Below are 24335 nucleotides of genomic sequence, written 5' to 3' on the forward strand. Positions count from 1 at the left end.
AGAGTTTATTTTGATACCTGAAAATAGAATTGAAAATAATATTATTATAGATAAAAATAGAAAAAGAAGTAGAGCTTTTATAGCTTTTAGCATTATTGAAAGTATCCTTATTTTTACAATTGTTCTTTTATACTATTTGACTCTACCAATGACATCATCAAAAATCCTTTTTATCCCAAAAGGTAGTACCAATAATATCATAAGTTACTTAAATAAAACTGGTTATGAGATGAATAAACTAGATGAAATAGTAATAAAAGCAACAGGCTTTATACAAAGCGGTTGGATTGATATAGGTGAAACAAAACTTACAAAAATGGATTTTATAAATAGATTAGTAAACTCAAAAGCTGCTATGAAAAGTATAACTTTAATTCCTGGTGAAACATATTATGTCTTTTTAAAAAAATTAGCAAAAGAGTTTGATTTAAATGAGCAAAAGTTACTTAAGGTTTATAATGAATTTGCATATAAATTAGATGGAAATATTCTTGCTGATACTTACTCTTTACCAATAGGAATGAATGAAGATTATATTATTTTATACTTATTTTCACAAACAGATAAGAAATATGAGGAGTTTTCAACTAAAATATTTGGTTCTTATGATAAAAAAAAGTGGTATAACTATATAACTTTAGCTTCTATTATTCAAAAAGAGGCTGCAACAACAAATGAAATGCCAATAGTTGCAAGTGTAATTCATAATAGACTCAAAAAAAATATGGCTTTACAAATGGATGGAACATTGAACTATGGTAAATATTCAAACTCTGTTATTACAGCAGAAAGAATAAGAAATGATGAAAGCTCATATAACACTTATAAATATAAAGGCTTACCCAAAGATCCAGTTTGTGCAGTTAGTCTTGATTCAATTAAAGCTGGAATATTCCCTGTAAAAAGTGAATATATATATTTTGTAAGAGATAATAAAACTGGTCTTCATAAATTTTCAAATACATATGAAAAACATCAAGCAAATATTAATGCAAATATTGGCGTAGAAAAAACATATACAAAACTAAAAGAAGAAGAGACACAAATTGATACTCAAGCTCAAGATATTATGAAAACTGATATTACAAAACAGAAAACTCCTTCAATAAAAGACCTATTTAATAGTATAAATTAGGTGTGAATATTTGAAACAATCAAATATTCACACTACTTAAATTACACAATTTCAATCATTTTAAATAAAATAAAAGTTACAATCCACGCATATCAAAATTCAAAATTTAGGATAAAACATGGCACAAATTATTTACACAAAAGTTGATGAGGCTCCAGCCTTAGCTACATACTCTTTTTTACCAATTATTGAAGCTTTTACAAAAAGCTCTGGTATTAAAATGGTAGAAAAAGATATTTCATTAGCAGGAAGAATTATTGCTGCTTTCCCTGAAAACTTAACACCAGAACAAAAAATTGGTGATGCATTAGCTGAATTAGGTGAGATGACTCAAGATCCAAATGCAAATATTATTAAGTTACCTAATATTTCTGCTTCTATTCCTCAATTAAAAGCAGCTATTGCTGAACTACAAGCAAAAGGTTATAAAGTTCCAAATTATGAAGAGAGTGATGATACAATTGCTAGATACTCTAAAATTTTAGGAAGTGCTGTAAATCCAGTATTAAGAGAAGGAAATTCTGATAGAAGAGCTCCAGGAGCTGTTAAAAACTATGCAAAAAACAACCCTCATAAAATGGGAGAGTGGAAAAAAGATTCTAAAACTGATGTTACTTTTATGAATTCTGGTGATTTTTATGGTACTGAAGTTTCTACAACTTTAAATAAAGAGGATAATTTTAAAATCTCTTTTATAGGAAAAGATGGAAAAGAAACAGTTTTAAAAGCATCTTTACCTTTAGAAAATGGTGAAGTTGTTGATGCAACTAAAATGTCTGCAAAAGCTTTACAAGAGTTTTATCAAAAATCAATAGATGAAGCTAAAAAAAGAGATGTTTTATTATCTTTACATTTAAAAGCTACAATGATGAAAGTTTCTGATCCAATTATGTTTGGATTTGCAGTTAAAGTATATTTTAAAGATTTAATAGCAAAACATGGTAGTACATTTGATAAATTAGGTGTAAACTTCAATAATGGTTTAGGAGATTTATACTCTAAACTTGATTCTGTTGATGCTTCTTTAAAAGCTGAAATTTTAGCTGATATAGATGCAATTTATGCAAAACAACCAAGACTTGCTATGGTAAATTCTGCAAAAGGTATTACAAACTTACATGTTCCTTCTGATATTATTATTGATGCTTCTATGCCTGCTATGATTAAAGGTGGTGGGAAAATGTGGAATAAAGATGATAAAGAAGAAGATACTTTAGCAATGATTCCAGATAGATGCTATGCGACAACTTATCAAGTTGTTATTGAAGATTGTAAAAAACATGGAGCTTTAGATCCAAAAACTATGGGAAGTGTTCCAAATGTTGGTTTAATGGCTAAAAAAGCAGAAGAGTATGGAAGCCACGATAAAACTTTCCAAGCTAAAGCTGATGGGAAAATCGTAGTTACAAATAGTGCAGGAGAGACTGTATTTAGCTTTGATGTAGATAATGGTGATATTTTCAGAATGTGCCAAACTAAAGATGAACCAATTAAAGATTGGGTAAAACTAGCAGTTAATAGAGCAAAATTATCAAATACTCCTGCAGTATTTTGGTTAGATAAAAATAGAGGACATGATGCTCAAATGATTGCAAAAGTTGAAAAATACTTAAAAGAGTATGATTTAACAGGTTTAGAAATATCTATCCAAGCTCCTGATGATGCTATTCAATACTCTCTTGATAGAATGAGAAAAGGTTTAGATACTATTTCAGTTACTGGAAATGTATTTAGAGATTATAACACTGACTTATTTCCTATTTTAGAATTAGGAACAAGTGCTAAAATGCTTTCAATTGTTCCACTTATGAATGGTGGAGGACTATTTGAAACAGGTGCTGGAGGTTCTGCTCCTAAACATGTTCAACAATTCCAAGAAGAGAACTACTTAAGATGGGATAGTTTAGGTGAATTTATGGCTTTAGCTGCTTCATTTGATCATTTAGCAAATACTCAAAATAATAAAAAAGCTGCTGTTTTAGCAAAAACTTTAGATGATGCAACAGGAACTTTCCTTATTAATGATAAATCTCCAGCTAGAAAAATTGGAAGCATCGATAATAGAGGAAGTCATTTCTATTTAGCAATGTATTGGGCAAATGAGTTAGCAAAACAAAATGATGATGCTGAACTTAAAGCTGAATTTACTCCAATTGCAAAAGCTATGAATGAAAATGAAACACAAATAGTAAAAGAGCTTACGCAAGTTCAAGGTAAACCTGTTGATATGGGTGGATACTACCTACCAGATCATGCAAAAACATCAGCTGCTATGAGACCATCAGCAACTCTTAATAAAATTCTTGCATAATTTTTAACTAGGACTTAAAAGTCCTAGTTTCTTAAAATAAGTCATTAAAATCTCTTTTAAATAAAATTAATTATAAAATACCCTATAAATATCTTATAGGAGCTAAAAATGAAACAAACATTTGAAGTACATAATGTAAAATGTGGAGGTTGTGCAAATACTTTAATAAAATCTTTAAAAGATGATTTTGGGATAGTAGAAGTAAATTTAGATATTCATCCAAGACAAATAACTTTAAATATAGAAGATAATAAAATTGAACAGTTAAAATTAAAATTAAGAGGCTTAGGTTATCCTCTAACAAGTGATGAGTTAAGTGGTTTTGAAAAAGCGGCGACAACTGCAAAAAGTTTTGTATCTTGTGCTATTGGAAAAATAGATGTTGCTATAAATAAATAAATTTTTATGAATAAATAAATATTATTGACTAAAATCAATATATATTAATATTCTTTATATTAGAATTGTTCAATTCATTTCAAAAGGAGAATTTTATGAAAAAAATAATTATTGCAACAACGATTTTAGCAGCAACATGTGCTTTCGCTAACCCATATGCAAAATGTGTTAGCTGTCATGGTGCAAATGGAGAAAAAGTTGCATTAGGGAAATCTAAAATTATTAAAGATATGACAAAAGCAGATTTTGTTGCAGCACTTAAAGGTTATCAAGATGGAACTTATGGTGGAGCACAAAAAGGTTTAATGGTTGGTCAAGTAAAAGGTATGGATGAAGCAACTATGAATGAGATTGCTGATCTTATCATAAAATAATTTTTTAAAGATAGCTAGGAATACTCTTAGCTATCTTAAAATATTGATCTTTTTTATCTCATCTATTATTTTTATGAGCTCTTTTTTTTCATCTAATAATTTTTTAATTAAAATATCTTTATCATCTTCAAGGTTTAATATATTTTTTTGTTCTAAAATTTTCCCAAAATAAAATACAAAAACTCCTTTAGTTTTATCATATTCTAAATTTTCTAATTCTACTGTTATTTGAGGTTTATCATCGCCTAAACCGTTTGTTAAAATAATTTTATCAAATTTACAAAGATTATATACTATATTTTTTTCATCTATTTTTGCTTCAAAAAGCTCTTTTTTCCAATAATTAGTAGCTTCTTTTTCAAAAAAATAAAGATTTTTTGATAATATTTTTTCAAATATCTCTTTATTTATTGAAAGTTTTATAATTTTTTTCATTTTAAATTTTCTAAAAAATCTTCTAAATTACTATTTTGTTGAGCCTGTGTAATTCCATCTTGTAATGCACCTTTTTTTACACTTCCTTGATAAATTTGCTCTATTTTACCATTTTCTAAAATTTTATAGACAATATATATATTTTGGGCATCATCATTTATCCCAAAAAAACTTCTAAAACTTCCATTTGAATCGTTTATTAAAGGAATTTCTGACTCTTTATATAAATTCTCTAGTTCACCATCAACTGCTATATTTTTTATAAGCCAAGGTGTATTTGAAATATTTGCAAATAAAACTATATTTTTATTAGTTCTTTTATATAAATCCTTAAAAACTACTAAAGCATCATGATTTAACAAAACAATATAACTATTTTTTTGAAAAAGCTCATCTTTTTTAATATCTTTTCCAATAAGTTCAAAATGTTTTGGAAGATTTACTATTGTTCTTTCTACTATATTTTTATTTTGACTTTTCTCTTTTGGTATAGTAAGATAGACTAAAAAGCCAAATCCTATAGCTCCTAATAAAACTACTTTTAAAATATTTTTCAATCTTTACCTCTATTATTTAATTTTTTAGCCCATCTAGAAAATAGTCTAAAATTTTCTATCTCTTCTGGCATTTTTTTACCATTTATTATAGATTCTACTAAAACATTTGCTAAATATGGGGCTAATACAAAACCTCGCCCCCCTACTCCATTTAGAGTAAATAAATTAGGAATTAATTCTAAATTTTCATTTTTTATATGAGTTCCATTTTTTATATGTGGATATTTAAAAAAACTACTTTTACTATCTACTAAACTTCCAACCATAGGAAAATAGTCAATACTAGAAGCTCTTGCACCAATTTTTATATCAATAACTTCAATATCTTCAAGCTTCTTTATATCTTTTGCTTTATTTAATAGCTTTTCTATATCTTCTTCTATAATCTTTAAACTCTTACCATTATGAGATAAAAGATTTATATTTTTTAGATTTAAATTATAAGAAGTATCACTCATATCTTCTGAAAATCTATTATGAGTTGCTCCTATTGAGATTTTTTGTTTTCCAGCTTGCTCAACACTTTTTGATAAAGAACACTCTTTATGATAATTAAATTCCAATTTTGTAGAGCTTAGAATATCTATTTTTTGCCCCCAAACTGCTCTTATATCAAAATAACTTTCCTTTACTAAACTAATATTTGCACCTGTACATAAAAATAGTTTTGAAGCCAATAAATCATCATTTATTTTCCAATAACCATCTATTTGCTCAATATTTTTAACTTCATAATCAAAAACTTTTTCAATATCATTACTCAAAGCTTTACAAATCTCATAAGGTTTAACTGTACTTCCAATAGGAAAAAAATAACCTCTCTCTTTTTCTTCAAAATCAAAATCCATAAATGGCATATAACTTTGAAATTTCTCTTCATCAATACTATTTTTTGGTATTCTTATTGTTCCACAATTATTTAATAAATTTGGAAAATTATTTTTATAAAAATCTATTGAAAATTTTAAAGATGTAGTAACCAAACTCTTAAATTTATTTTCAATTCCTAAAAGTGGGGATAAAAAAGCCCCAGCTGCACCACTTGCTCCAAAAGCAACATCAGAATTTTTTTCAAGTAATAAAATATTTTTTGAATTTTTATTCAAAAAATATGCCAATGAACAACCAGAAATTCCTGCACCAATTATTATAAAATCATACTTTTTCATAACATTAGTATATTATTATTAAATAAAAGTTTTTCTTAAAATAATATAGGTAAAATAATCATTATCTTTTTCTCTAAGGCTTAAAAATGAAATTTTTAATAACAGACGATTCAAAAATGGCAAGAAAAATGGTTTTAAAAACGCTTGAAGATACTTTAAATATAGATTATGAAGTTTTCGAAGCAACAAATGGTCAAGAAGCAGTTGATTTATATAAAATTCATAAACCAAATTTAGTTTTTATGGATTTAACTATGCCAGTAATGGATGGTTTTGAAGCACTAAAACATATAAAAGAGTTTGAAAAAGATGCAAATATTGTTGTAATTTCAGCTGATATACAAAAACAAGCCATAGAAAAAGCTTTAGAATTAGGTGCCATTAATTTTATAAAAAAACCAATTGATGCAATAAAAATGCAACAAATATTAAATAAAATAATCTCATAAAGAGTAAAAATGAGTCAAACAATAGTATTAACAGAAGATGAAAAAGATTGCCTTCAAGAACTTATGAATATGGCTTATGGAAGTGCAACAGCAGCTATTACAGAGATTTTAGATGCTTTTGCAAAACTTAGTATTCCTAAAATTCAAATAATAAATACAGAAGATTTAAAACCATATTTATCTAATGAACTAAATCTAAATGAAGAACATTTAGTAGCATTACAACAAATAAATGGAACTTTAAGTGGTGAAAATATGTTTGTAATAGATAAAAAATCTGCAACAAATATGGCACATAAATTTGGTTTAACAGATGATGAGATAAATCAAGATGAAATTTGTGATATCACTTTAGAAATTACAAATATTTTATCATCTTCAACTATTAGTAAATTGGCTGAAGATATAGATACGAATGTATCTTTTTCTGCTCCAACTATAAAAATCATTAATTCAATAGATGAATTAAATAATATTTTTATAAGCCAATATGAAAAAGTAATAATTATCTCTACAAAACTTGAATTTATTGATTTAAATATAAGTGGTGAACTATTTATTTTAACAACAGATAACTCTATCCTTTTTATAAAAGAGAAATTAAATAAAATTTTGGATGAACTTTGAGTAATATATCCTTAAGTAAATTTGATGCAATTTGTAGTACTGTAGATAATGGAATTATATTATTAAATAAAAACTTAGAAGTAGAATTTTGGAATAGATGGCTTGAGATTAGAACAGGGATTTTGGCTACTGAAATAGTAGGAAAAAAACTGGCTGATTTTTATACAAACATTGATGAAAAAAGATTAAATAGAAAAATAGTTACTGCTTTAAAACTTAACTCTCCAACATTTTATACCCCACAAACAAATAATTTTCTAATAAATATAGAGTTATCAAAAATTGTAAATAAAGTTTTTGATCATATGAGACAAAGTATTACTATTACTCCTTTAGATATAGAAAATGGTTTAGTTATTTTATATGTTTACGATGTAACTATGCTTTGTGAAATAAATTATAAGCTTCAAAATACAAAAGATAAGTTATTAGAAAGAAATGAAGAGATGTCTCTAATTTTAGATACAACAATGGAAGCAATTATTGTATTTAAAGATGAAAAAATAATAAACTGCAATAAAATTGCTCTTGATTTATTTAAAAAAGAGAATAAAGATGAGCTACTTGGTAAAAAATTTAGTGAAATTATTTATAATAGAAAATTTATCGAAACTATAAGTAATAATCCTATTGAAACAACAATTTATCGAGATGATAATAGTAAATTTGAAGCAATTATAAATATAAAAGATACTTTTATAAATAATCAAATTGTTAAAATATTAACTATCGTTGATATAGAAGAGATAAAAAGAAAGGAGTCTTTATTAGCCGAACAATCAAAATTAGCAGCAATGGGAGAGATGATAGGTAATATTGCTCATCAATGGAGACAACCATTAAATATTATATCAATCACAGCATCAAATTTAAATCTAAAAAAAGATTTAGGACAACTAAATGAAAAAAATTTAGATGAATCTCTAAAACTAATTTTAAAAACAACAGAGTATTTATCAAATACTATCGATACTTTTAATGATTTTTTTAAACAAAATAAAGAGAAAATTCTATTTAATTTAAAAGAGAATATAGAAAATAATATTTTATTGATTAATACATTTTTTAAAGAGTTTAATATAGAAGTTTTATTGGATTTAGAAGAAGATATCTATATTTTTGGTGTAGCAAATGAGTTTTCACAAGCATTTATAAATATTCTAAATAATGCAAAAGATGCTTTAATTCAAAATATAGAAGATAATGAATTAAGACTTATAAAAATAAAAACTAAAAAAACTAATAAAAATATTCAGATTAATATTTTAGACAATGCTCTTGGTATCGAAAAAAGTATTATTAATAAAATATTTGAGCCTTATTTTACTACAAAACATCAGTATCAAGGTACAGGATTAGGGCTTTATATGACTAGGCAAATTATTACTACTAGTATGAAAGGTGAAATTTATGCTGAAAATTCTTACTTTAAACATAATAGTATTCAATATTTTGGTGCAAAATTTACAATAACTCTTCCTTTAAACCTTGATTGACTTTGACTCAAGGTTTGTGATATAATTATAATTAAAAAGTTTAAATATTTTATAATTTAGGACAAAAAATGGCAAAAAGTTTATATGAAACACTAGAAGTAAATGAAAATGCAACAGCTGAAGAGATAAAAAAAGCATATAGAAAATTAGCAAGAAAATATCATCCAGATGTTAATAAAGACCCAAAAGCTGAAGATAAATTTAAAGAGATAAATGCAGCTTATGAAGTTTTAAGTGATGCTACAAAAAAACAGCAATATGATCAATATGGTGACTCTATGTTTGGTGGACAAAATTTTAGTGATTTTGCTAGAAGCCAAGGTGGTGGAGTTGATTTAGATGAGATTTTAAGACAGATGTTTGGTGGAGGAGCTGCAGGATTTGGAGGTGGATTTGGAAGAAGTAATTTTGGAGGTGGATTTGGTTTTGATACACCTGATTTAGATACAAATGCTCAAGTTACTATTCCATTTGATGTTGCAGTTTTAGGTGGAAAACAAAACATCTCTTTAAGCAATGATTCATTTGATATTAAAATTCCTGAAGGAATTGAAGATGGGCAGAAAATAAGAGCAAAAGGAAAAGGAAAATCTTATCAAGGACAAAAAGGTGATCTAATTTTAAAAATAAATATAGCTCCTAGCCCTGAATATAAAAGAGATGGTTCAACTCTTACAAAACAGTTTGATTTACCTTTAAAAACTGCTTTATTTGGTGGAAAAGTAGAGATAAAAACAATTCATAAAGATATTACTCTAAAAGTTCCACAAAATACAAAACAAAATCAAAAATTTAGAGCAAAAGAGTTAGGAGTTCTAAATAGAAAAACAAAAGTAAGAGGAGATTTATATTTAGAAGCAAATATTATTCTACCAAAACTTGAAGATTTAAGCCCAGAATTAGTAACTCTTTTAGGAAAAGAGCTAAAAGATTAATAGGAGTTTAAAAAATGCAAAAAAATAGCTATATAGAACCTGTTTATCTAATCTCTGCTGTTGCAGAGATTTTAGATATTCATCCACAAACTCTAAGACAATATGAAAGAGAAGGTTTAATAAAACCTTCAAGAACAAATGGGAAAATAAGACTATATTCTCAAAAAGATATAAATCATATAAAGTATGTACTAACACTTACAAGGGAGTTAGGTGTTAATCTTGCTGGTGTAGATATTATTTTACAACTAAATCAAAAAATAGAAGAGCTAGAAAATGATGTACTTAATTTAAAAAGTAGAATTCAAACAACAACAAATCTATCTGTAGTTCCAGATAAAAAAGCTTTAGTTATTCAAAAAAGTTCACTTGAAATAGTAGTTTTAGAAAAGAAATAGTTAGTTCCTAAACTCAATATCTAGTAAATCTTTTCTTATTAAACTTCTATTTAAAACTTCTTTTTGAGAGATATTTCCAATATTCGAATCTGTTTGTAGAAAATTTTGTATATAAAGAATATCTTTATAACCTATACTAAAAGCTGTATTTATCATAGAATTTATATCATTTTCATCTAATAAATCAGCATTTACAGTTGTTCTTAACTCAAAAGGAAATTTTATCTCTATTAGATACTTTAAAGTTTTTAAAAATTTATCATAAGAGTTTTTTAAAGTTATAAATTTAAATTTTTCTTTTGTAGATTTAAAATCAAGTGAAATAAAATCTAATAAATTCTCATCTATTAGTTCTTTTATTTTTTCAAAATTCACTCCATTAGAATCAAGTTTTATCTTAAAACCCATTTTTTTTAACTCTTTACAAAAGAGTCTTAAATCGTGCATTGTAGCTTCTCCACCACTTAATACAACAGCAGTTAATAAACCTTTTCGTCTTTTCAAAAACTCTAAAACATCCTTATGAGAATATAATCCTTGTTTACTAAAAACTATATTATCATTATAACAATATTTACATCTTAAATTACATGAGATATGCCAAACCACACAAGAGATTTCTCCTATGTAGTCTGTTGTAGTAAATTTTGTATAATTATAAACTATCTTTTGGCTCAACAAATTTAACTCTTTGTCTATGCTCACCTTTTTTTCCTATATTAAAACTCTCAACTGGTCTATGGTAACCCATAACTCTAGTATATACTATACATTTACTTCTTTTTTCCATATTTTTTTCAAGCAATTTTATTTTTTCCATCTTTTAACTCCTCTTGTAAAATTTCATCATCACATTTTGGACAATACTCATGTTCACCCACCAAATAGCCATGAATAGGACATACACTAAATAAAGGTGTAATTGTAATATATGGCAATCTAAAATTTGTTATTACATTTTTTACTAGTTTTTTACAAGCTTCACGGCTTGAAAGTTTCTCTTTCATATATAAATGCAGAACCGTTCCACCTGTATATTTACATTGCAAATCATCTTGTAAGCTCAATGCTTCAAATGGGTCATCTGTATAATCTACTGGAAGTTGAGATGAGTTTGTATAGTATATATTTTTATCAACTCCTGCTTGAATAATATCTTTGTACCTTTTTATATCCTCTTTTGCAAACCTATATGTTGTCCCTTCAGCAGGAGTTGCTTCAAGATTATATAAATTTCCTGTTCTTTCTTGATACTCAACCATCTTTGCTCTCATAAAATCTAACAACTCTAATGTAAAATCAATTCCTTTTTGAGTAGATAAATCTATATCTTCATCAAAAAGATTTTTAAGCATCTCATTCATTCCATTTACACCAATAGTTGAAAAGTGATTATTAAAGTGTGGTAAATATCTTTTTGTATAAGGATAAAGACCTCTATCATACATCTCTTGTATAAAAACTCTTTTTCGTTCTAAACTATCTTTTGCTAAATCCATAAGCTCTTCAACCCTACTATATAAGCCTTTTATATCATTTTTATACAAATATCCAAGCCTTGCCATATTAATAGTTACAACCCCTATACTTCCTGTCATCTCTGCACTTCCAAAAAGCCCACCACCTCTTTTTAAAAGCTCTCTTAAATCTAATTGTAGCCTACAACACATACTTCTTACATGCCCTGGTTTATAAGCCTCTTTATTTTCAATTAAATTCCCTTTTTCATCTTTTTTATATTGGCTTCCTATAAAGTTTTGAAAATAACTACTTCCTATTTTTGCACTGTTTTCAAATAAAATATCTGTATTTTCTCCATCCCAGTCAAAATCTTCAGTAATATTTACTGTTGGAATTGGAAAAGTAAATGGTTGCCCTGTTTTATCACCTTCTGTCATAATCTCATAATATGCCTTATTTATAGCATTCATCTCTTTTTGAAAATGTTTATAAGTAAGCTCTTCAAAAGAGTTTACGCCCCTATTTTTAGCCTCTTCTAAAAGTATTTCATCATTTAAATTAGAAAAAAGATGTTTTTGATTTCTTGTAGGAATTTGATCTTTTAAATCACTTGGAACTGTCCAATCAATAGTAATATTTGTAAATGGACTTTGTCCCCACCTTGCAGGAACATTTAAGTTATAAATAAAACTTCTTATAGCTTTTTTTATCTCACTAAACTCCAATTTATCTTTAAAAACATAAGGCGATAAATATGTATCAAAAGAGCTAAAAGCTTGAGCTCCTGCCCATTCACTTTGAAGAATTCCCAAAAAATTTGCCATTTGCCCTAAAGCTTCTCTAAAATGGTTTGGAGCTTTACTCTCTACTCTTCCCCTTACTTCATTAAACCCTTCATCTAAAAGAACTCTTAAACTCCAACCAGCACAATAAGCACTCAAACAATCTAAATCATGAATATGGATATTTGCATTTCTATGAGCATATCCTTGCTCTTTTGTATATATTTTATCTAACCAATAGTTTGCTATTAATTTCCCTGCACTATTATTTATAAGTCCTGCATGAGAGTAGCCTGTATTTGAGTTTGCTTTTATTCTCCAATCCTCACCATCAATATACTCTTGTATAGTTTGAGTTGAATTTACATAAGTTGTATCATCATTTAACCCTAAAATTTGCTCTCTTTGAATTTTATGAAGATGTCTATAAAGCATAAAACTTTTCATAACATCAAAATATCCACTTTTAAATAACTCTTTTTCTATTACATCTTGAATATCTTCAACAGCCTTTAAATTTTTTCTCAAAGAGAGTGATGAAGAAGATTTTATTTCAAACAAAACTGAAAAGAATATTGATTTATCATATTTAACATTTACACTTTTAAAAGCCTTTTTAATAGCATCTTCTATTTTAAAAGCCTCAAATTTCTCTTTTTTTCCATCTCTTTTTAAAATATCTATTTGCATTTCTCGTCCTTTTTTAAAACCTCAAAATTTTAGGAAATATGCTCTTAATTGCAAATAACGAGAATTGTCACTAAAGTGTCATTTTATAAAATTTTTAAAAAATCTTTAAGCTAAAACTTAAGTGTTTATAAAGATAAATTAACTAAAATGTTCACTTTTAATCCATAAAAAGGAAATATTATGAGACACTTCTTAAGTTTAATGGACTTCTCAAAAGAGGAGATTTTGGATATTTTAACTCTTGCAAAAAAAATAAAAAATGATGCAAAAGCAAGAAAACACCAAGATTATATGCCTAAAAAAATACTTGGAATGATTTTTGAAAAAAGTTCAACAAGAACTAGAGTATCTTTTGAAGCAGGTATTTATGAGCTTGGTGGTGTTGGACTATTTTTATCATCAAATGATATTCAGCTAGGTCGAGGTGAACCTATGAAAGATACTGCTAGAGTAATATCAAGAATGGTTGATATGGTAATGATTAGAACTTATGAACAAGAGAAACTTGAAGAGTTCGCAAAATACTCAAAAGTTCCTGTTATAAATGGTCTTACAGATAAATTTCACCCTGTTCAATTAATGGCTGATTATCTAACAATTATGGAAGAAGGATTAGATAAAGATTTAGTTGTTACATATATTGGAGATGGAAATAATATGGCTCACTCTTGGTTAAATCTAGCTTCTAAATTAGGATTTGAACTTAGAATTGCAACTCCAAAAGCTTATCAAGTAAATAAAGATATTTTAGAAAAAGCTTTAGAAGAAGCTAAAAAAAGTGGAGCAAAAATAACAGTTGGATTTGACCCAAAAGAGGCAGTAAAAAATGCAACAGTTGTTACAACTGATACTTGGATATCAATGGGACAAGAGGCTGAAAAAAATATGAGAATAAAAGAGTTCAGAGGATTTATTGTAGATGAAGCTTTAATGAGTTTAGCAGATAAAAAAGCAATATTCTTACACTGTTTACCAGCTTATAGAGATTATGAAGTAAGTGAAGCTGTACTTGAAGGAGCTCAAAGCCGTGTATTTGATGAAGCTGAAAATAGACTTCATGCACAAAAAGGGATTATGGTTTGGTTAGATCAAAGAAGAGATAAATAATGATAGATTTTGCCAAATTTGTAAAATACTCAAAACCAGGACCAAGATATACTTCATATCCAACTGCTCCTGAGTTTAGTGAAAGTTTTACTCAAGAAGATTTAAAAAACTACTTTAAAAATCAAGATAGTAATAGAAATTTATCTTTATATTTCCATCTTCCATTTTGTAGAAGTGCCTGTTATTTTTGTGGTTGTAATACTATTTTTACATCAAAAGAGGATAAAAAAGTACGATATATTAACTATATAAAAAAAGAGTTAGATATTTTAAAAAAGCATTTAGACACTTCAAGAGTTGTTAGTCAAATGCACTTTGGGGGAGGAACTCCTACATTTTTTTCACCTAGTCAATTAGAAGAGTTAATCTTTAAAATCAAAGAGACTTTTCCAAACTTTAGTAATGATGCTGAAATCTCTTGTGAAGTAGATCCTAGATACTTTACAAAAGAGCATATGGATGTGCTTAAAGCTGGTGGAGTAAATCGTCTAAGTTTTGGGGTACAAGATTTAGATGAAAATGTACAAAAAACAATTCATAGAGTTCAACCATTTGAATTAACTCAAAATGTTATAAATATAGCAAGAAATGCTGGAATAAAATCTATAAATACCGATTTAATATATGGTTTACCACATCAAACAAAAGATAGTTTTAAAACAACTTTAGAAAAAATGATAACTTTAAGCCCAGATAGATTTGCAGTATTTAACTATGCTCATGTTCCATGGCTTATGAAAACTATGAGAAAGTTTGATGAATCAACATTTCCAACTCCACATGAAAAACTAGAAATGTTAAAGTTTACAATAGACTTTTTTACATCAAATGGCTACAAAATGGTTGGGATGGACCACTTTGCAAAACCTGAAGATGAACTTTTTAAGGCTATAGAAAAAGGTGAACTTCATAGAAATTTCCAAGGATATACAACAAAAGGTGGAGCTGATTTAATAGGAATTGGTGTTACATCTATAGGAAATGGTGTTGATTACTATGCCCAAAATTATAAAGATTTAGAGGAATGGGAAAAGGCAATAGATAATAACGATTTACCAGTATTTAAAGGGTATAAATTAAGTGATGATGATATACTTAGACAATATGTAATTATGGAGCTTATGAGTAATTTTTCACTAAATATAAGAAAAGTAGAAGAAGAGTTTAAAATAGAATTTAAAAACTATTTTAATGATGCACTAGAAGCTTTAAAAGAGTTTGAAGAAGCAGAATTAATCTCTATATCAAATGATAAGATAGAAGTTTCTCAAACTGGAACTATGCTTATAAGAAATATTTGTATGCCATTTGATGCTTATTTAAATAAAATACCTGAAGATAAAAGAAGATTTTCTAAAACAATTTAAAAATAAAAAGAGAGTTAAAACTCTCTTTCTATAAATTTTCTAAAACTCCATTTTCATAGAAAATGCAAGATTTCTAGGCTCTCCAAAAGCTGAATTTCCAATCCAATATGTCTTATTAGTTAAATTTGTAACATTCACTATAAAAGTTGTAGGAAATTTATCAAGTTTTGTTTTATATCTAAATCCACCATCATAAACTGTATAAGAGGGAATAACATCTGTATTTTCACCATCTCTATATGATTTACCTGTATAGTATGCACCACCTGTTATAGTTAAACCTTTTAACATTGGAATATCATACTCTGCATATAGTTTTGCCATTTTAGAAGCTGTATCAGTTGGTTTTTTTCCTACATTTTCTTTAGCTTTATCTATTTTTAAATCCATAATTGTTCCACCACCTATAACTGTAAAATTATCAGTTAATTTTCCAGTCGCTGTTAATTCTAATCCCTGATGAATTTCTAAACCATCTTGAGTTACTTCTTTCATTCCATTTAAAAGGTTTTTATCATATCTAAGTGCTTTTTCTATTCTAAATAGAGCTGAACTTAAAAGTAGATTTTCAGAAACTGAATATTTTGCTCCAACTTCATACTGTTTACTTACATAAGGATCAAGAACTTCACCATTATTACTACAATTTGCACACTCAACTTTTAAACCATTTTCTAAAGACTCTATATATGTTGCATAAGTTGTTAAATCTTCAAATGGTTTATATATTAAAGATATACTTGGAGTTATTTTATCTGCATCATAACCACCTGTTCTATCTCCATTTAAATTATAATTTTTTTCTTCAACTTTTGCATAGTTGAATCCAACTAAAGAACTCCATTGCTCATTAAATCTAATATCATCACCTATCATAAGATTTGTTTTCTCATTGCGTCCAGATACATACCTTTTATTATTTGAACTTCCTATATATATTGGTTTGGGTGCATTATTTAATTGATTTAAAGTAAAATCTCCTACTTTAACCCATTCCCAAGCTCCATCTATACTTTTACTTTTAGTTCTATTTCCAGAACCACCTATAGTTAAAGTATGACCAATTCCAAAAGTCTCAAAATCAATATCTGTATAAACATAAGCACCTTCACTTTTTGATGTATGAGGCCATGTTTTATAATAATTTAAACTGTATGTTCCATCATAATTATCATATACATAAGGCATATTCATATCATTTTCATGGTCAAGATGAATATATCCTGTTCTAAGTTTTACATTATCATTAATTTGCCATAAAGACTTAAATCCTAATCTATCTTGAGAAGAATCAGAATATGTCCAATCAGGAGCATAACCTTGTTTTGGGTCTAAGATACTTGCTGATTGATTACTAAAAACAGAAGCAGTTAATTTATCTATTTTATTTTTTTTATGAGAAGCATCAATTGTAAAAATTAAATTATCATTAACTCTCCAATCTAATGCACCCGTAATTAATTCTCTATCTATATTTTGATCATGAATAGAAGTTTCTCCATCTTGTTTTACAGCATTTAATCTATAAGAGAATTTTCCTTTTTCATCTATCTTTCCACCTAAATCTACATGCCCATAAAAAGCTTGATTACCAGTACTTCCAATAGTAAGATTTGTAAGTCTCTCTTGAGTTGGTCTTTTTGTTACATAGTTTACTGCTCCACCAACATATCCTACACCATACAAGAATCCTGATAATCCATTTAATATCTCTAATCTTTCAAGTTCCTCTGTTGTGATACCTTCCACCCAAGAAAAAGGAATACCATCTAAAATATGATTCCCTGAAGCACCAAAACCTCTTATATTTATTTCTGGGGTATTCCAGCTACCTGAAGTAGTTGAAGTTCTTGTTACTTGAACAACTGGATTCATTTTAAAAATTTGATCTATTCCACTTGCTGTATTTTCTATTAATTCTTGTGATATTACACTCATTTGATATGGAGTGTCTTGTAAACTTCTTTTATCCCAAAGTCCCACTCCACTTATCTCTTTTGTAACATACCCCTCTTCAGAACTTCCACTAAGTTGTTTTTCATTTACTGAAATTTCATCAAGTTTTACTATTTCATCTGCACTTAAATGTACACCCCCAACTAAAATTGCAACTCCTATTGCCAATTCAACTCTCATAATTCTCCTTTCTCCAATTATAATAACTATTATTAATATATAACGAGAAAGTCTATCAAAAAAAAATGTCCTAAAAATGTCTTTTCTATTTTTTTATGATTTATTTTAGATTTTTTTAATTTCTGAGGTTTTTATTTAAATTTTTTATTTATAAGATTAACTTTACTAGATAAAATTAAGATTTCATTTGAAAATTTGAAATATAACTATTCATAAAAGAGAAATCTACACTTTTACTAAACTCTATATCCAAATCCATAATATATAGATTTTTTAAATTAAACTTTTTAAGTTTTACAAAATCTTTTTGTGTTGTAACAATAGAAAAATCTTTATATCTTTCTAAAATATTATCTATTTCATTTTGAGTAAAATTATGATGATCTTCAAAAGCCAATAAATTTACATTTTTTGGCAAAAATTCAAGAAGTCTTTTTGGTTTTGAAATTGCTGTTAAAAGAAGAGTCTTTTCTGGTAATATTGCTTCTTTCTCATCTTTTTTTATAGTTACAACTCTTTTAAAATCTCTATCTTCCTTTAACTCTAAATCTGCCTTACTATAAAAACTTTTAGGTTCTCTATATCCACCACTTGGAAGACAAAAGATATTTGTAGGCTCTTTTTTATTTCTAAGAAGAATTTCAAATTTTTTTATATGATATTTTGAAAAACCATCATCTAAAAAAACTATTTTACAAGCTAACTCTTTTGCTTTAATTATCGCATTATCTCTATTTTCACTTACAATAATCGTAGCTTTTTTTAAAAAGAGTGCTAAAAGCATTGCTTCATCACCACTTTCATTTACATCTACTTTTATCTCTCCATTTAAACTAACAATAACTAAACCTTTTGAAGATCTTCCATACCCTCTTAATATAACACAAGCATTTTCATATTCTTTTGCTAACTTAATAGTTATTGGAGTTTTACCACTTCCTCCAATAGTTAAATTCCCAATAGATATGATAGGTATTTCAAAATCAATCTGCTTTACAAAAGCTCTTTTAAGTAAAACTACAAAAACATAGATAAAAGTTAAGGGAAGAAGTAAAAAAGAGATAATTTTTTGAAAAAAGTTTGGATAAAAAAGGTAATCTTCTACCCAAAGAATAAGCTTTTGCTTCAAATTATATCCACTCTTTTGCAACTTTAATTACTTGCTCACATATATAATTTACATCTTCATTTAAAAGACCTGCATAAATAGGTAGAGATAGTATTTGTTGATAGTTATTTAAAGCATTTGGAAATGCTGTAATCTTTATAGAATATTTACTTTTATAGTATGATAAAAGATGAAGAGGAATATAGTTTAGTGCTGTTGCAACCCCTCTTTCTTTTAAAGCTCTTGCAAAAGCATCTCTATTTCTTGATATTTTTATGATATATTGAGTATAAATATGTCCCTCTTTAAAAGGTAAAACTGTGATATGTTTAACCCCACTTAAATTCTCTTCATAAATTTTTGCTATCTCTTTTCTTCTTTTTATAAAACCATCTGTTTTTTTAAGTTGAGCTATTGCATAAGCAGCATCAAGTTCTGATAAATCAAATTTATGTCCAATATCATCTACATCATAAACATAATCAAGATTTCCATAATTATCATAAGCTGTTGTAATTGCATGAGTTCTTAAAAGTTTTGCTCTTTTTGCTAAATCTTCGTTATTTGTTACAAGAACTCCTGAACGACTTATTGCATACTTTGATGGAGATGGATTTGTAGAGAATATTGTCATGTCTGCTTTTAAATTTCCTACTTTTTGCCCTTTATATGTAGTTCCTAAAGCTGCTCTACAATCTTCAATTATTAAAATATTATGTTTTTTTGCTATTTCATAAATCTTATCTAAATCAGGTGCAAGTCCTCCAATAAAAGTAATAATTGCTGCTCTTAATTTTTTTGATTTATTTGCAATTATTGCCTCTTCAAATTTTGTAATATCTAAATTCATATCTTCCAAACTAATATCTACAAAAATTGGTTCAGCATCAAAATGTCTTACTGTTTCAGGTAAATTTACAAAAGAGTTTACAGACATCAAAATCTTATCCCCTCTTTTAAGTTTCATAGAGCTAAGTGCTAAATGTAAAGCTGAGGTAGAAGTTGATGTTGCAATAGAGTATTTACAGCCAATATACTTATTTATAAGTTCTTCAAACTCTAAAACCTTAGATAAATCATTCTTAGCTTCAAGAACTGATCTTATTTGATTTAGTTCTTCATTATCTAAAGTTGCTTTATATATTGCTATATTTTTACTCATTATTACCCTTTTATTATATTTGTGCTATTTTTGGAAGTTCTCTTTTAAAACTATTTATTTTTACTCTTTTTATGATTTTTTCAATCATATCTTCATCAAATCCTAGATTTAACAACTCATCTCTTGAAGATTTTTTATCTACAAAAGCCCTTAAAAATTCATCAATTTGTGCATAATTAAAACCTAAATCAGCTTCATCACTTTGACCTTCATACAAATCAGCACTAGGAGCTTTATTTATAATTGCTTCTGCAACACCTAAAAATTTTGCAAACTCAAATAAATCACTTTTATAGATATTTCCTATTGGATTTATTGCACAAGCTAAATCTCCAAAAATTGTTCCATATCCTAAAAGTAGTTCACTTTTATTTGATGTTCCAATCACAAGGCTTTTTTCTCTTGCACTAATATCATATAAAACATTCATTCTAAGTCTTGCACTAAAATTACCGATTCTTAAACTATCATTTTGCATATTTGATATATAAGCTTTTAGCATAGGTTCAATAGATACTATCTCATATTTTATATCAAATTTTTCACAAAGTTTTAAAGCATCATCAACAGAAGATTTAGAAGAAAATTGCGATGGTAATAAAACACATAAAAGATTTTCTTTAAAAACCTCTTTACATAAAACTGCAACAATAGCCGAATCAAGACCACCAGAAAGACCTAAAACAACACTTTTATGCCCTGTTTTTGATACTTCTTCTTCTAAAAAATTAATTAATTTTTGCTTAATATTTTGCCAATTATTCATTTTTAAATCCTAGTTTAAGATTATATATCATCTTTCTTTGTTTTATTATAAATCTCATCTAAATAAGTAGAGTTTGTCTCTTTTTGTTCAACTTTCTTATCAATTAATCTAAAAACAATATCTTTTAGTTCATCTTCATCAAAATAGTTTAGATAGTTTGGATTTATATCAACTACTTCATTTTGAGATATTTTTAGTAACTCTTTAATCTCTTCTATTAGCTCTTTTTTTATATCAACCATTTTACTCTTTTTCAAACTTTTTTAAAATTTCACTTAAATATAGATTCATTTTTTGTTCACCTATATCATCTTCTTTACTTCTACAACAACCACAAGATGTTCCTGCATCTGTTATCTTTGCTAAATCTTCCAAATTTTTTGCACCTTTTTCTTTTATTGCAAAAATAATCTCTCCTAAGCTAACTTGTTTACATTCACAAACTATATATGAGTGTGGAAAACTTCTCGACATTATATTCCTCTACTTTTTTTAATAATCTCATAAGCCTCATTTATCTCTTGAAGTTTTTTTGTTGCTTCATCAATTTTATTTTGAGATTCTCCTCTACCAGAGATAATATCTGGATGATTTTGCTTTACTAAATCTCTATATTTTTTCTTTATTGTATTATCATCATCATTTGAATTTGAGTTTAAAATCTCATAAGCTTTATCAAGACTCACTTTTTCTTGCTCTTTTGCATTTTTAAAGAAAGCCTCTAATTTTAATATTATTTTTAAATAATCAGTCTGTTCTATTTTTAAAGCTTGTGCTATATCTTCTGTTATTTCTCTCTCTGATTTACTAAATTCCCCATCTATAAAAGCAAGATTTAGTAAATATTCTAAATATTTAACCCTAGTTTCATAACTATTTTTTGTCAAAATATATAATCTATCACAAAGAGTTATAAGATTTGAAAAATTATCTTTCTCTTTATTATAGAGTTCTTTTAATCTTCCTCTTACTTCATCACTATTTTCAAAATGGCTTGAGATATCATTTAAAGTATGTTTTATAAGTTCAGCTTCAAGCTCACCTACTTTTCCATCTGCTTTTGCAACTTTTGCTAAAAGTGCAACTAAAAGACCTGCTTCATGATTTAAAATATCACCTCTAAAAAACTCTTTTCTTTTTAAATTGATATTTTTAAAATCTTCTGTTTTATAGTTTTTAGCAATAAAATATAAAATAATAATTACAATAGTTAAAACAAAAAACTCCATTATTCAACCTTATTTTTAAATTTCTTTGATTTTAGCGAACTTTAGATAAAATTTTTACCCTATAAAAATTATGGAGCAAAAAATGTTTGGAATGGGAATAACTGAAATTTTACTTATTGCAATTGTTGCTATTATTGCACTTGGACCTGAAAAATTACCAGATGCAATGGTTAAAATAGCAAGACTTTTTAATAGTGTAAAGAAGGGTTTAAATGATGCAAAGACAACTCTTGATAATGAGTTAAATATCAAAGAGTTAAAAGATGAAGCAAATAAATTTAAAGCTCAAATAGAAGATACAAAAGCATCTTTAAGTGTTGATACTAAATTTGATTTAGGACTAGATGATATTTTAAAAGATGATTTAAAACAAGATAATGAGGTAGAAAAAATTAAAGAAAAATTTGCAAAAGTAAATGAAGAGAAAGCTTTAGAAAAAAAAGAGGAAAAATTCTCTTTAAAAAACAGTGAGGAAGTTAAATAATGTTTGAAGATTTAAAACCACATATTGCAGATTTAAGAAAAAGATTAGTTATTTCATCTATTAGCATTATTGCTATGTTTTTTATATGTTTTAATTTTTATGAGCCAATTTTAGAATGGATGATGGTTCCAGTTAAACATGCTCTTCCTGCTGGAACTTCAATGATTGCAGTTGAAATTCAAGAAACATTTTTTACAGCTATGAAAGTAGCATTTTTTGCAGGATTTATATTCTCTTTACCAGTTATTTTCTGGCAATTATGGTTATTTTTAGCTCCAGGATTATATGAACATGAAAAAAAATTAGTTATTCCTTTCGTATTTTTTGCAACTTTAATGTTTTTAATTGGTGCTTCATTTGCTTATTATATCGTTGTGCCTATTGGATTTGATTTCTTAATTGCATTTGGAAATAGTGTCGTTAGTGTATTACCTAGCATTGGAAAATATGTAGAATTTTTTACAAAACTAATGATTGGTTTTGGGATTGCATTTGAGTTACCTGTTATTACATTTTTTCTTGCAAAAATTGGACTTGTAACAGATGAAACTTTAAAAGGTTTCTTTAGATATGCAGTTGTTTTAATATTTATTGTTGCAGCAATTTTAACTCCACCAGATGTTATAAGTCAAATTTTAATGGCTCTTCCTCTACTATTTTTATATGGAGTTTCAATCTATATAGCAAAAGTCTTTAATCCTGCACAAAAAGAAGAGGAAGAAGAATAATTGAAAGATTTTTTAAAAACATCTAGTTATGATTTTTTTCTTCCACCAGAGCAAATAGCTACATCTCCAGCTATTCCTGCCCATAGTGCTAAACTTTTAGTTTATAATAGAAAGGAAAATAGTATAACTCATGCTATTTTTAAAGATATTTTAAATTTTTTACCAGAAGATTTAACAATATTTTTAAATGATACAAAAGTAATAAAAGCTAGAATTTTTGGAGAAAAACAAAGTGGAGCAAAAATAGAGCTTCTCTTAAATAAACCTCTTTTTATGGATAGATTTTTAGTAATGATAAGAGGAAAAGTTAAAGTTGGTACAATTTTACTTTTTGATGAAAATCTAACTGCTGAAATTTTAGAATTAAATGAAGATGGAAGTAGAGTTGTAGAGTTTTTTAAAGATAAAAAAAAGCTAGATTTTAGCTCTTTAGTTGAAGTTTTAAATAAAATTGGTCATATTCCACTTCCACCATATATAAATAGAGAAGATACAAAAGAGGACGAAACAAACTATCAAACACTTTTTGCAAAAAAAGATGGAGCTGTTGCAGCACCAACAGCTTCTCTACACTTTACAAAAGAGCTTTTAGAGAAAATAGAAAAAAAATATGGATTAAACTATCTAACTTTACATGTTGGAGCTGGAACTTTTAAGCCTGTTGATGTTGAAGATATCTTATCTCATCCAATGCACAGTGAATATTTTGAGATAAGTAAAGAGTGTAAACAAAAAATTGATAATGCAAAAAATATTTTAGCAGTTGGTACAACAGTTACTAGAACTTTAGAATTTTATGCTAGAAAGAATATGATTTGTGGAGAGTGTGATCTATTTTTAAATCCAGCAAATAAACCTTTAATAGTAAACCATCTTTTAACAAATTTTCACCTCCCAAAATCAACTTTGATAATGCTTGTTGCCTCTTTTATAGGCTTAGAAAAAACTTTAGAACTATATGAGATTGCTATAAAAAATGATTATAGATTTTACTCTTATGGCGATGCTATGCTTATAATTTAAGGAGGAT

The 24335-nt window shown here is 26.9% G+C and carries 27 protein-coding genes; 14 read left to right on the forward strand and 13 right to left on the reverse strand.

The features are described 5' to 3' along the window. Nucleotides 1–10 precede the first annotated feature (10 nt). The 4 genes from mltG (at nucleotide 11) to AFAEC_RS06070 (ending at nucleotide 4219) form a co-directional block, all read left to right on the forward strand. Nucleotides 11–1135 carry an endolytic transglycosylase MltG gene (gene mltG, locus AFAEC_RS06055; RefSeq protein WP_081754505.1) on the forward strand — a complete coding sequence of 375 codons (1125 nt, stop codon included), beginning with the start codon at nucleotides 11–13 and terminating at the stop codon, nucleotides 1133–1135. Between the two features lie 118 nt (nucleotides 1136–1253). Next, complete coding sequence (locus tag AFAEC_RS06060; RefSeq protein WP_026805669.1) at nucleotides 1254–3446, forward strand: NADP-dependent isocitrate dehydrogenase; 2193 nt, start codon at nucleotides 1254–1256, stop codon at nucleotides 3444–3446. A 108-nt stretch (nucleotides 3447–3554) separates the two neighbouring features. Further along, entirely contained in the window at nucleotides 3555–3845 is a 291-nt protein-coding gene (locus tag AFAEC_RS06065; RefSeq protein ID WP_026805670.1) for a heavy-metal-associated domain-containing protein, read from the forward strand. Between the two features lie 95 nt (nucleotides 3846–3940). Beyond that, nucleotides 3941–4219 (forward strand): c-type cytochrome, encoded by a 279-nt coding sequence (locus AFAEC_RS06070; RefSeq protein ID WP_026805671.1) that lies wholly within the window; start codon nucleotides 3941–3943, stop codon nucleotides 4217–4219. Nucleotides 4220–4249: 30 nt separating this feature from the next. Here the strand turns inward: AFAEC_RS06070 and AFAEC_RS06075 are convergent, their stop codons facing one another. From AFAEC_RS06075 to AFAEC_RS06085, 3 genes are read right to left on the reverse strand one after another with little or no spacing between them, the layout of a single operon-like run. Continuing rightward, nucleotides 4250–4654 carry a hypothetical protein gene (locus AFAEC_RS06075; RefSeq protein WP_172658632.1) on the reverse strand — a complete coding sequence of 135 codons (405 nt, stop codon included), beginning with the start codon at nucleotides 4652–4654 and terminating at the stop codon, nucleotides 4250–4252. Next, complete coding sequence (locus tag AFAEC_RS06080; protein ID WP_026805673.1) at nucleotides 4651–5211, reverse strand: hypothetical protein; 561 nt, start codon at nucleotides 5209–5211, stop codon at nucleotides 4651–4653. Before AFAEC_RS06080 ends, AFAEC_RS06075 begins: the two co-directional genes overlap by 4 nt. Continuing rightward, complete coding sequence (locus AFAEC_RS06085) at nucleotides 5208–6380, reverse strand: FAD-dependent oxidoreductase (protein WP_026805674.1); 1173 nt, start codon at nucleotides 6378–6380, stop codon at nucleotides 5208–5210. Before AFAEC_RS06085 ends, AFAEC_RS06080 begins: the two co-directional genes overlap by 4 nt. 86 nt (nucleotides 6381–6466) lie before the next feature. On the opposite strand from AFAEC_RS06085, the gene AFAEC_RS06090 reads away from it, so the two are divergent. The 5 genes from AFAEC_RS06090 to AFAEC_RS06110 all read left to right on the forward strand — a co-directional run bounded on the left by AFAEC_RS06090 (nucleotide 6467) and on the right by AFAEC_RS06110 (nucleotide 10285). After that, nucleotides 6467–6829: a response regulator gene (locus tag AFAEC_RS06090; protein WP_026805675.1), complete on the forward strand. Its 363-nt coding sequence runs from the start codon at nucleotides 6467–6469 to the stop codon at nucleotides 6827–6829. Nucleotides 6830–6838: 9 nt separating this feature from the next. After that, entirely contained in the window at nucleotides 6839–7456 is a 618-nt protein-coding gene (locus AFAEC_RS06095; protein WP_026805676.1) for a chemotaxis protein CheC, read from the forward strand. Next, complete coding sequence (locus AFAEC_RS06100; protein ID WP_026805677.1) at nucleotides 7453–8952, forward strand: PAS domain-containing sensor histidine kinase; 1500 nt, start codon at nucleotides 7453–7455, stop codon at nucleotides 8950–8952. Before AFAEC_RS06095 ends, AFAEC_RS06100 begins: the two co-directional genes overlap by 4 nt. A gap of 68 nt (nucleotides 8953–9020) precedes the next feature. Then, nucleotides 9021–9887, forward strand: coding sequence for a DnaJ family protein (locus AFAEC_RS06105; RefSeq protein ID WP_026805678.1), 867 nt, complete (start codon nucleotides 9021–9023; stop codon nucleotides 9885–9887). 14 nt (nucleotides 9888–9901) lie between these two features. After that, the gene (locus AFAEC_RS06110; RefSeq protein ID WP_026805679.1) at nucleotides 9902–10285 is read left to right on the forward strand and encodes a heat shock protein transcriptional repressor HspR; all 384 of its coding nucleotides are present in this window, start codon (nucleotides 9902–9904) and stop codon (nucleotides 10283–10285) included. Here the strand turns inward: AFAEC_RS06110 and AFAEC_RS06115 are convergent, their stop codons facing one another. From AFAEC_RS06115 to AFAEC_RS06125, 3 genes are read right to left on the reverse strand one after another with little or no spacing between them, the layout of a single operon-like run. Beyond that, nucleotides 10286–10963, reverse strand: coding sequence for an anaerobic ribonucleoside-triphosphate reductase activating protein (locus tag AFAEC_RS06115; protein ID WP_026805680.1), 678 nt, complete (start codon nucleotides 10961–10963; stop codon nucleotides 10286–10288). It abuts the gene before it with no gap. After that, nucleotides 10941–11105 (reverse strand): anaerobic ribonucleoside-triphosphate reductase, encoded by a 165-nt coding sequence (nrdD, locus tag AFAEC_RS12280; RefSeq protein WP_119173160.1) that lies wholly within the window; start codon nucleotides 11103–11105, stop codon nucleotides 10941–10943. The genes AFAEC_RS06115 and nrdD overlap by 23 nt, the downstream gene beginning before the upstream one ends. Continuing rightward, nucleotides 11083–13218, reverse strand: a complete 2136-nt coding sequence (locus AFAEC_RS06125) for a ribonucleoside triphosphate reductase (protein WP_026805681.1) — start codon at nucleotides 13216–13218, stop codon at nucleotides 11083–11085. The genes nrdD and AFAEC_RS06125 overlap by 23 nt, the downstream gene beginning before the upstream one ends. A 180-nt stretch (nucleotides 13219–13398) precedes the next feature. Here AFAEC_RS06125 and argF point away from each other — a divergent pair, with 180 nt between their 5' ends. Both argF and hemN read left to right on the forward strand, forming a co-directional pair. Then, nucleotides 13399–14325, forward strand: coding sequence for an ornithine carbamoyltransferase (gene argF / locus AFAEC_RS06130; RefSeq protein WP_026805682.1), 927 nt, complete (start codon nucleotides 13399–13401; stop codon nucleotides 14323–14325). Then, nucleotides 14325–15692 (forward strand): oxygen-independent coproporphyrinogen III oxidase, encoded by a 1368-nt coding sequence (hemN, locus tag AFAEC_RS06135; protein ID WP_026805683.1) that lies wholly within the window; start codon nucleotides 14325–14327, stop codon nucleotides 15690–15692. The genes argF and hemN overlap by 1 nt, the downstream gene beginning before the upstream one ends. 39 nt (nucleotides 15693–15731) lie before the next feature. Here the strand turns inward: hemN and AFAEC_RS06140 are convergent, their stop codons facing one another. From AFAEC_RS06140 to AFAEC_RS06170, 7 genes are all read right to left on the reverse strand, one after another. Then, the gene (locus AFAEC_RS06140; protein WP_172658633.1) at nucleotides 15732–17828 is read right to left on the reverse strand and encodes a TonB-dependent siderophore receptor; all 2097 of its coding nucleotides are present in this window, start codon (nucleotides 17826–17828) and stop codon (nucleotides 15732–15734) included. Nucleotides 17829–18003: 175 nt separating this feature from the next. Continuing rightward, nucleotides 18004–18957 (reverse strand): tetraacyldisaccharide 4'-kinase, encoded by a 954-nt coding sequence (locus tag AFAEC_RS06145; protein WP_026805684.1) that lies wholly within the window; start codon nucleotides 18955–18957, stop codon nucleotides 18004–18006. A 1-nt stretch (nucleotide 18958) separates the two neighbouring features. Further along, nucleotides 18959–20098 (reverse strand): DegT/DnrJ/EryC1/StrS family aminotransferase, encoded by a 1140-nt coding sequence (locus tag AFAEC_RS06150; protein ID WP_026805685.1) that lies wholly within the window; start codon nucleotides 20096–20098, stop codon nucleotides 18959–18961. 13 nt (nucleotides 20099–20111) lie between these two features. Beyond that, the gene (locus tag AFAEC_RS06155; RefSeq protein WP_026805686.1) at nucleotides 20112–20864 is read right to left on the reverse strand and encodes an NAD+ synthase; all 753 of its coding nucleotides are present in this window, start codon (nucleotides 20862–20864) and stop codon (nucleotides 20112–20114) included. 20 nt (nucleotides 20865–20884) lie between these two features. Beyond that, on the reverse strand, nucleotides 20885–21106 hold the full coding sequence (locus AFAEC_RS06160) for a hypothetical protein (RefSeq protein WP_172658634.1): 222 nt from the start codon (nucleotides 21104–21106) through the stop codon (nucleotides 20885–20887). A 1-nt stretch (nucleotide 21107) separates the two neighbouring features. Continuing rightward, the gene (locus AFAEC_RS06165; protein WP_026805688.1) at nucleotides 21108–21338 is read right to left on the reverse strand and encodes a (2Fe-2S)-binding protein; all 231 of its coding nucleotides are present in this window, start codon (nucleotides 21336–21338) and stop codon (nucleotides 21108–21110) included. Next, nucleotides 21338–22093, reverse strand: coding sequence for a TerB family tellurite resistance protein (locus AFAEC_RS06170; RefSeq protein WP_026805689.1), 756 nt, complete (start codon nucleotides 22091–22093; stop codon nucleotides 21338–21340). Before AFAEC_RS06170 ends, AFAEC_RS06165 begins: the two co-directional genes overlap by 1 nt. A gap of 82 nt (nucleotides 22094–22175) precedes the next feature. Between AFAEC_RS06170 and tatB the strand changes: the two genes are divergently transcribed. From tatB to queA, 3 genes are read left to right on the forward strand one after another with little or no spacing between them, the layout of a single operon-like run. Then, a complete protein-coding gene (gene tatB, locus AFAEC_RS06175) occupies nucleotides 22176–22577 on the forward strand; it encodes a Sec-independent protein translocase protein TatB (RefSeq protein ID WP_026805690.1) in 402 nt (133 codons plus the stop codon). After that, complete coding sequence (gene tatC, locus AFAEC_RS06180; RefSeq protein ID WP_026805691.1) at nucleotides 22577–23305, forward strand: twin-arginine translocase subunit TatC; 729 nt, start codon at nucleotides 22577–22579, stop codon at nucleotides 23303–23305. The genes tatB and tatC overlap by 1 nt, the downstream gene beginning before the upstream one ends. Next, the gene (queA, locus tag AFAEC_RS06185) at nucleotides 23306–24328 is read left to right on the forward strand and encodes a tRNA preQ1(34) S-adenosylmethionine ribosyltransferase-isomerase QueA (RefSeq protein ID WP_026805692.1); all 1023 of its coding nucleotides are present in this window, start codon (nucleotides 23306–23308) and stop codon (nucleotides 24326–24328) included. The last annotated feature ends 7 nt before the right edge of the window (nucleotides 24329–24335 follow it).

Source organism: Aliarcobacter faecis (genome assembly GCF_013201705.1).
GTDB classification, from domain to species: domain Bacteria; phylum Campylobacterota; class Campylobacteria; order Campylobacterales; family Arcobacteraceae; genus Aliarcobacter; species Aliarcobacter faecis.

Coding starts and splice junctions, on each gene's coding strand:
- AFAEC_RS06140 (WP_172658633.1), bottom strand. CDS start 17,828: ATGAGAGTTGAATTGGCAATAGGAGTTGCAATTTTAGTTGGGGGTGTA.
- AFAEC_RS06125 (WP_026805681.1), bottom strand. CDS start 13,218: ATGCAAATAGATATTTTAAAAAGAGATGGAAAAAAAGAGAAATTTGAG.
- AFAEC_RS06150 (WP_026805685.1), bottom strand. CDS start 20,098: ATGAGTAAAAATATAGCAATATATAAAGCAACTTTAGATAATGAAGAA.
- tatB (WP_026805690.1), top strand. CDS start 22,176: ATGTTTGGAATGGGAATAACTGAAATTTTACTTATTGCAATTGTTGCT.
- AFAEC_RS06155 (WP_026805686.1), bottom strand. CDS start 20,864: ATGAATAATTGGCAAAATATTAAGCAAAAATTAATTAATTTTTTAGAA.
- AFAEC_RS06060 (WP_026805669.1), top strand. CDS start 1,254: ATGGCACAAATTATTTACACAAAAGTTGATGAGGCTCCAGCCTTAGCT.
- nrdD (WP_119173160.1), bottom strand. CDS start 11,105: ATGGAAAAAATAAAATTGCTTGAAAAAAATATGGAAAAAAGAAGTAAA.
- AFAEC_RS06090 (WP_026805675.1), top strand. CDS start 6,467: ATGAAATTTTTAATAACAGACGATTCAAAAATGGCAAGAAAAATGGTT.
- tatC (WP_026805691.1), top strand. CDS start 22,577: ATGTTTGAAGATTTAAAACCACATATTGCAGATTTAAGAAAAAGATTA.
- AFAEC_RS06110 (WP_026805679.1), top strand. CDS start 9,902: ATGCAAAAAAATAGCTATATAGAACCTGTTTATCTAATCTCTGCTGTT.
- AFAEC_RS06105 (WP_026805678.1), top strand. CDS start 9,021: ATGGCAAAAAGTTTATATGAAACACTAGAAGTAAATGAAAATGCAACA.
- hemN (WP_026805683.1), top strand. CDS start 14,325: ATGATAGATTTTGCCAAATTTGTAAAATACTCAAAACCAGGACCAAGA.
- AFAEC_RS06165 (WP_026805688.1), bottom strand. CDS start 21,338: ATGTCGAGAAGTTTTCCACACTCATATATAGTTTGTGAATGTAAACAA.
- AFAEC_RS06160 (WP_172658634.1), bottom strand. CDS start 21,106: ATGGTTGATATAAAAAAAGAGCTAATAGAAGAGATTAAAGAGTTACTA.
- AFAEC_RS06065 (WP_026805670.1), top strand. CDS start 3,555: ATGAAACAAACATTTGAAGTACATAATGTAAAATGTGGAGGTTGTGCA.
- AFAEC_RS06095 (WP_026805676.1), top strand. CDS start 6,839: ATGAGTCAAACAATAGTATTAACAGAAGATGAAAAAGATTGCCTTCAA.
- AFAEC_RS06170 (WP_026805689.1), bottom strand. CDS start 22,093: ATGGAGTTTTTTGTTTTAACTATTGTAATTATTATTTTATATTTTATT.
- argF (WP_026805682.1), top strand. CDS start 13,399: ATGAGACACTTCTTAAGTTTAATGGACTTCTCAAAAGAGGAGATTTTG.
- AFAEC_RS06070 (WP_026805671.1), top strand. CDS start 3,941: ATGAAAAAAATAATTATTGCAACAACGATTTTAGCAGCAACATGTGCT.
- AFAEC_RS06075 (WP_172658632.1), bottom strand. CDS start 4,654: ATGAAAAAAATTATAAAACTTTCAATAAATAAAGAGATATTTGAAAAA.
- AFAEC_RS06085 (WP_026805674.1), bottom strand. CDS start 6,380: ATGAAAAAGTATGATTTTATAATAATTGGTGCAGGAATTTCTGGTTGT.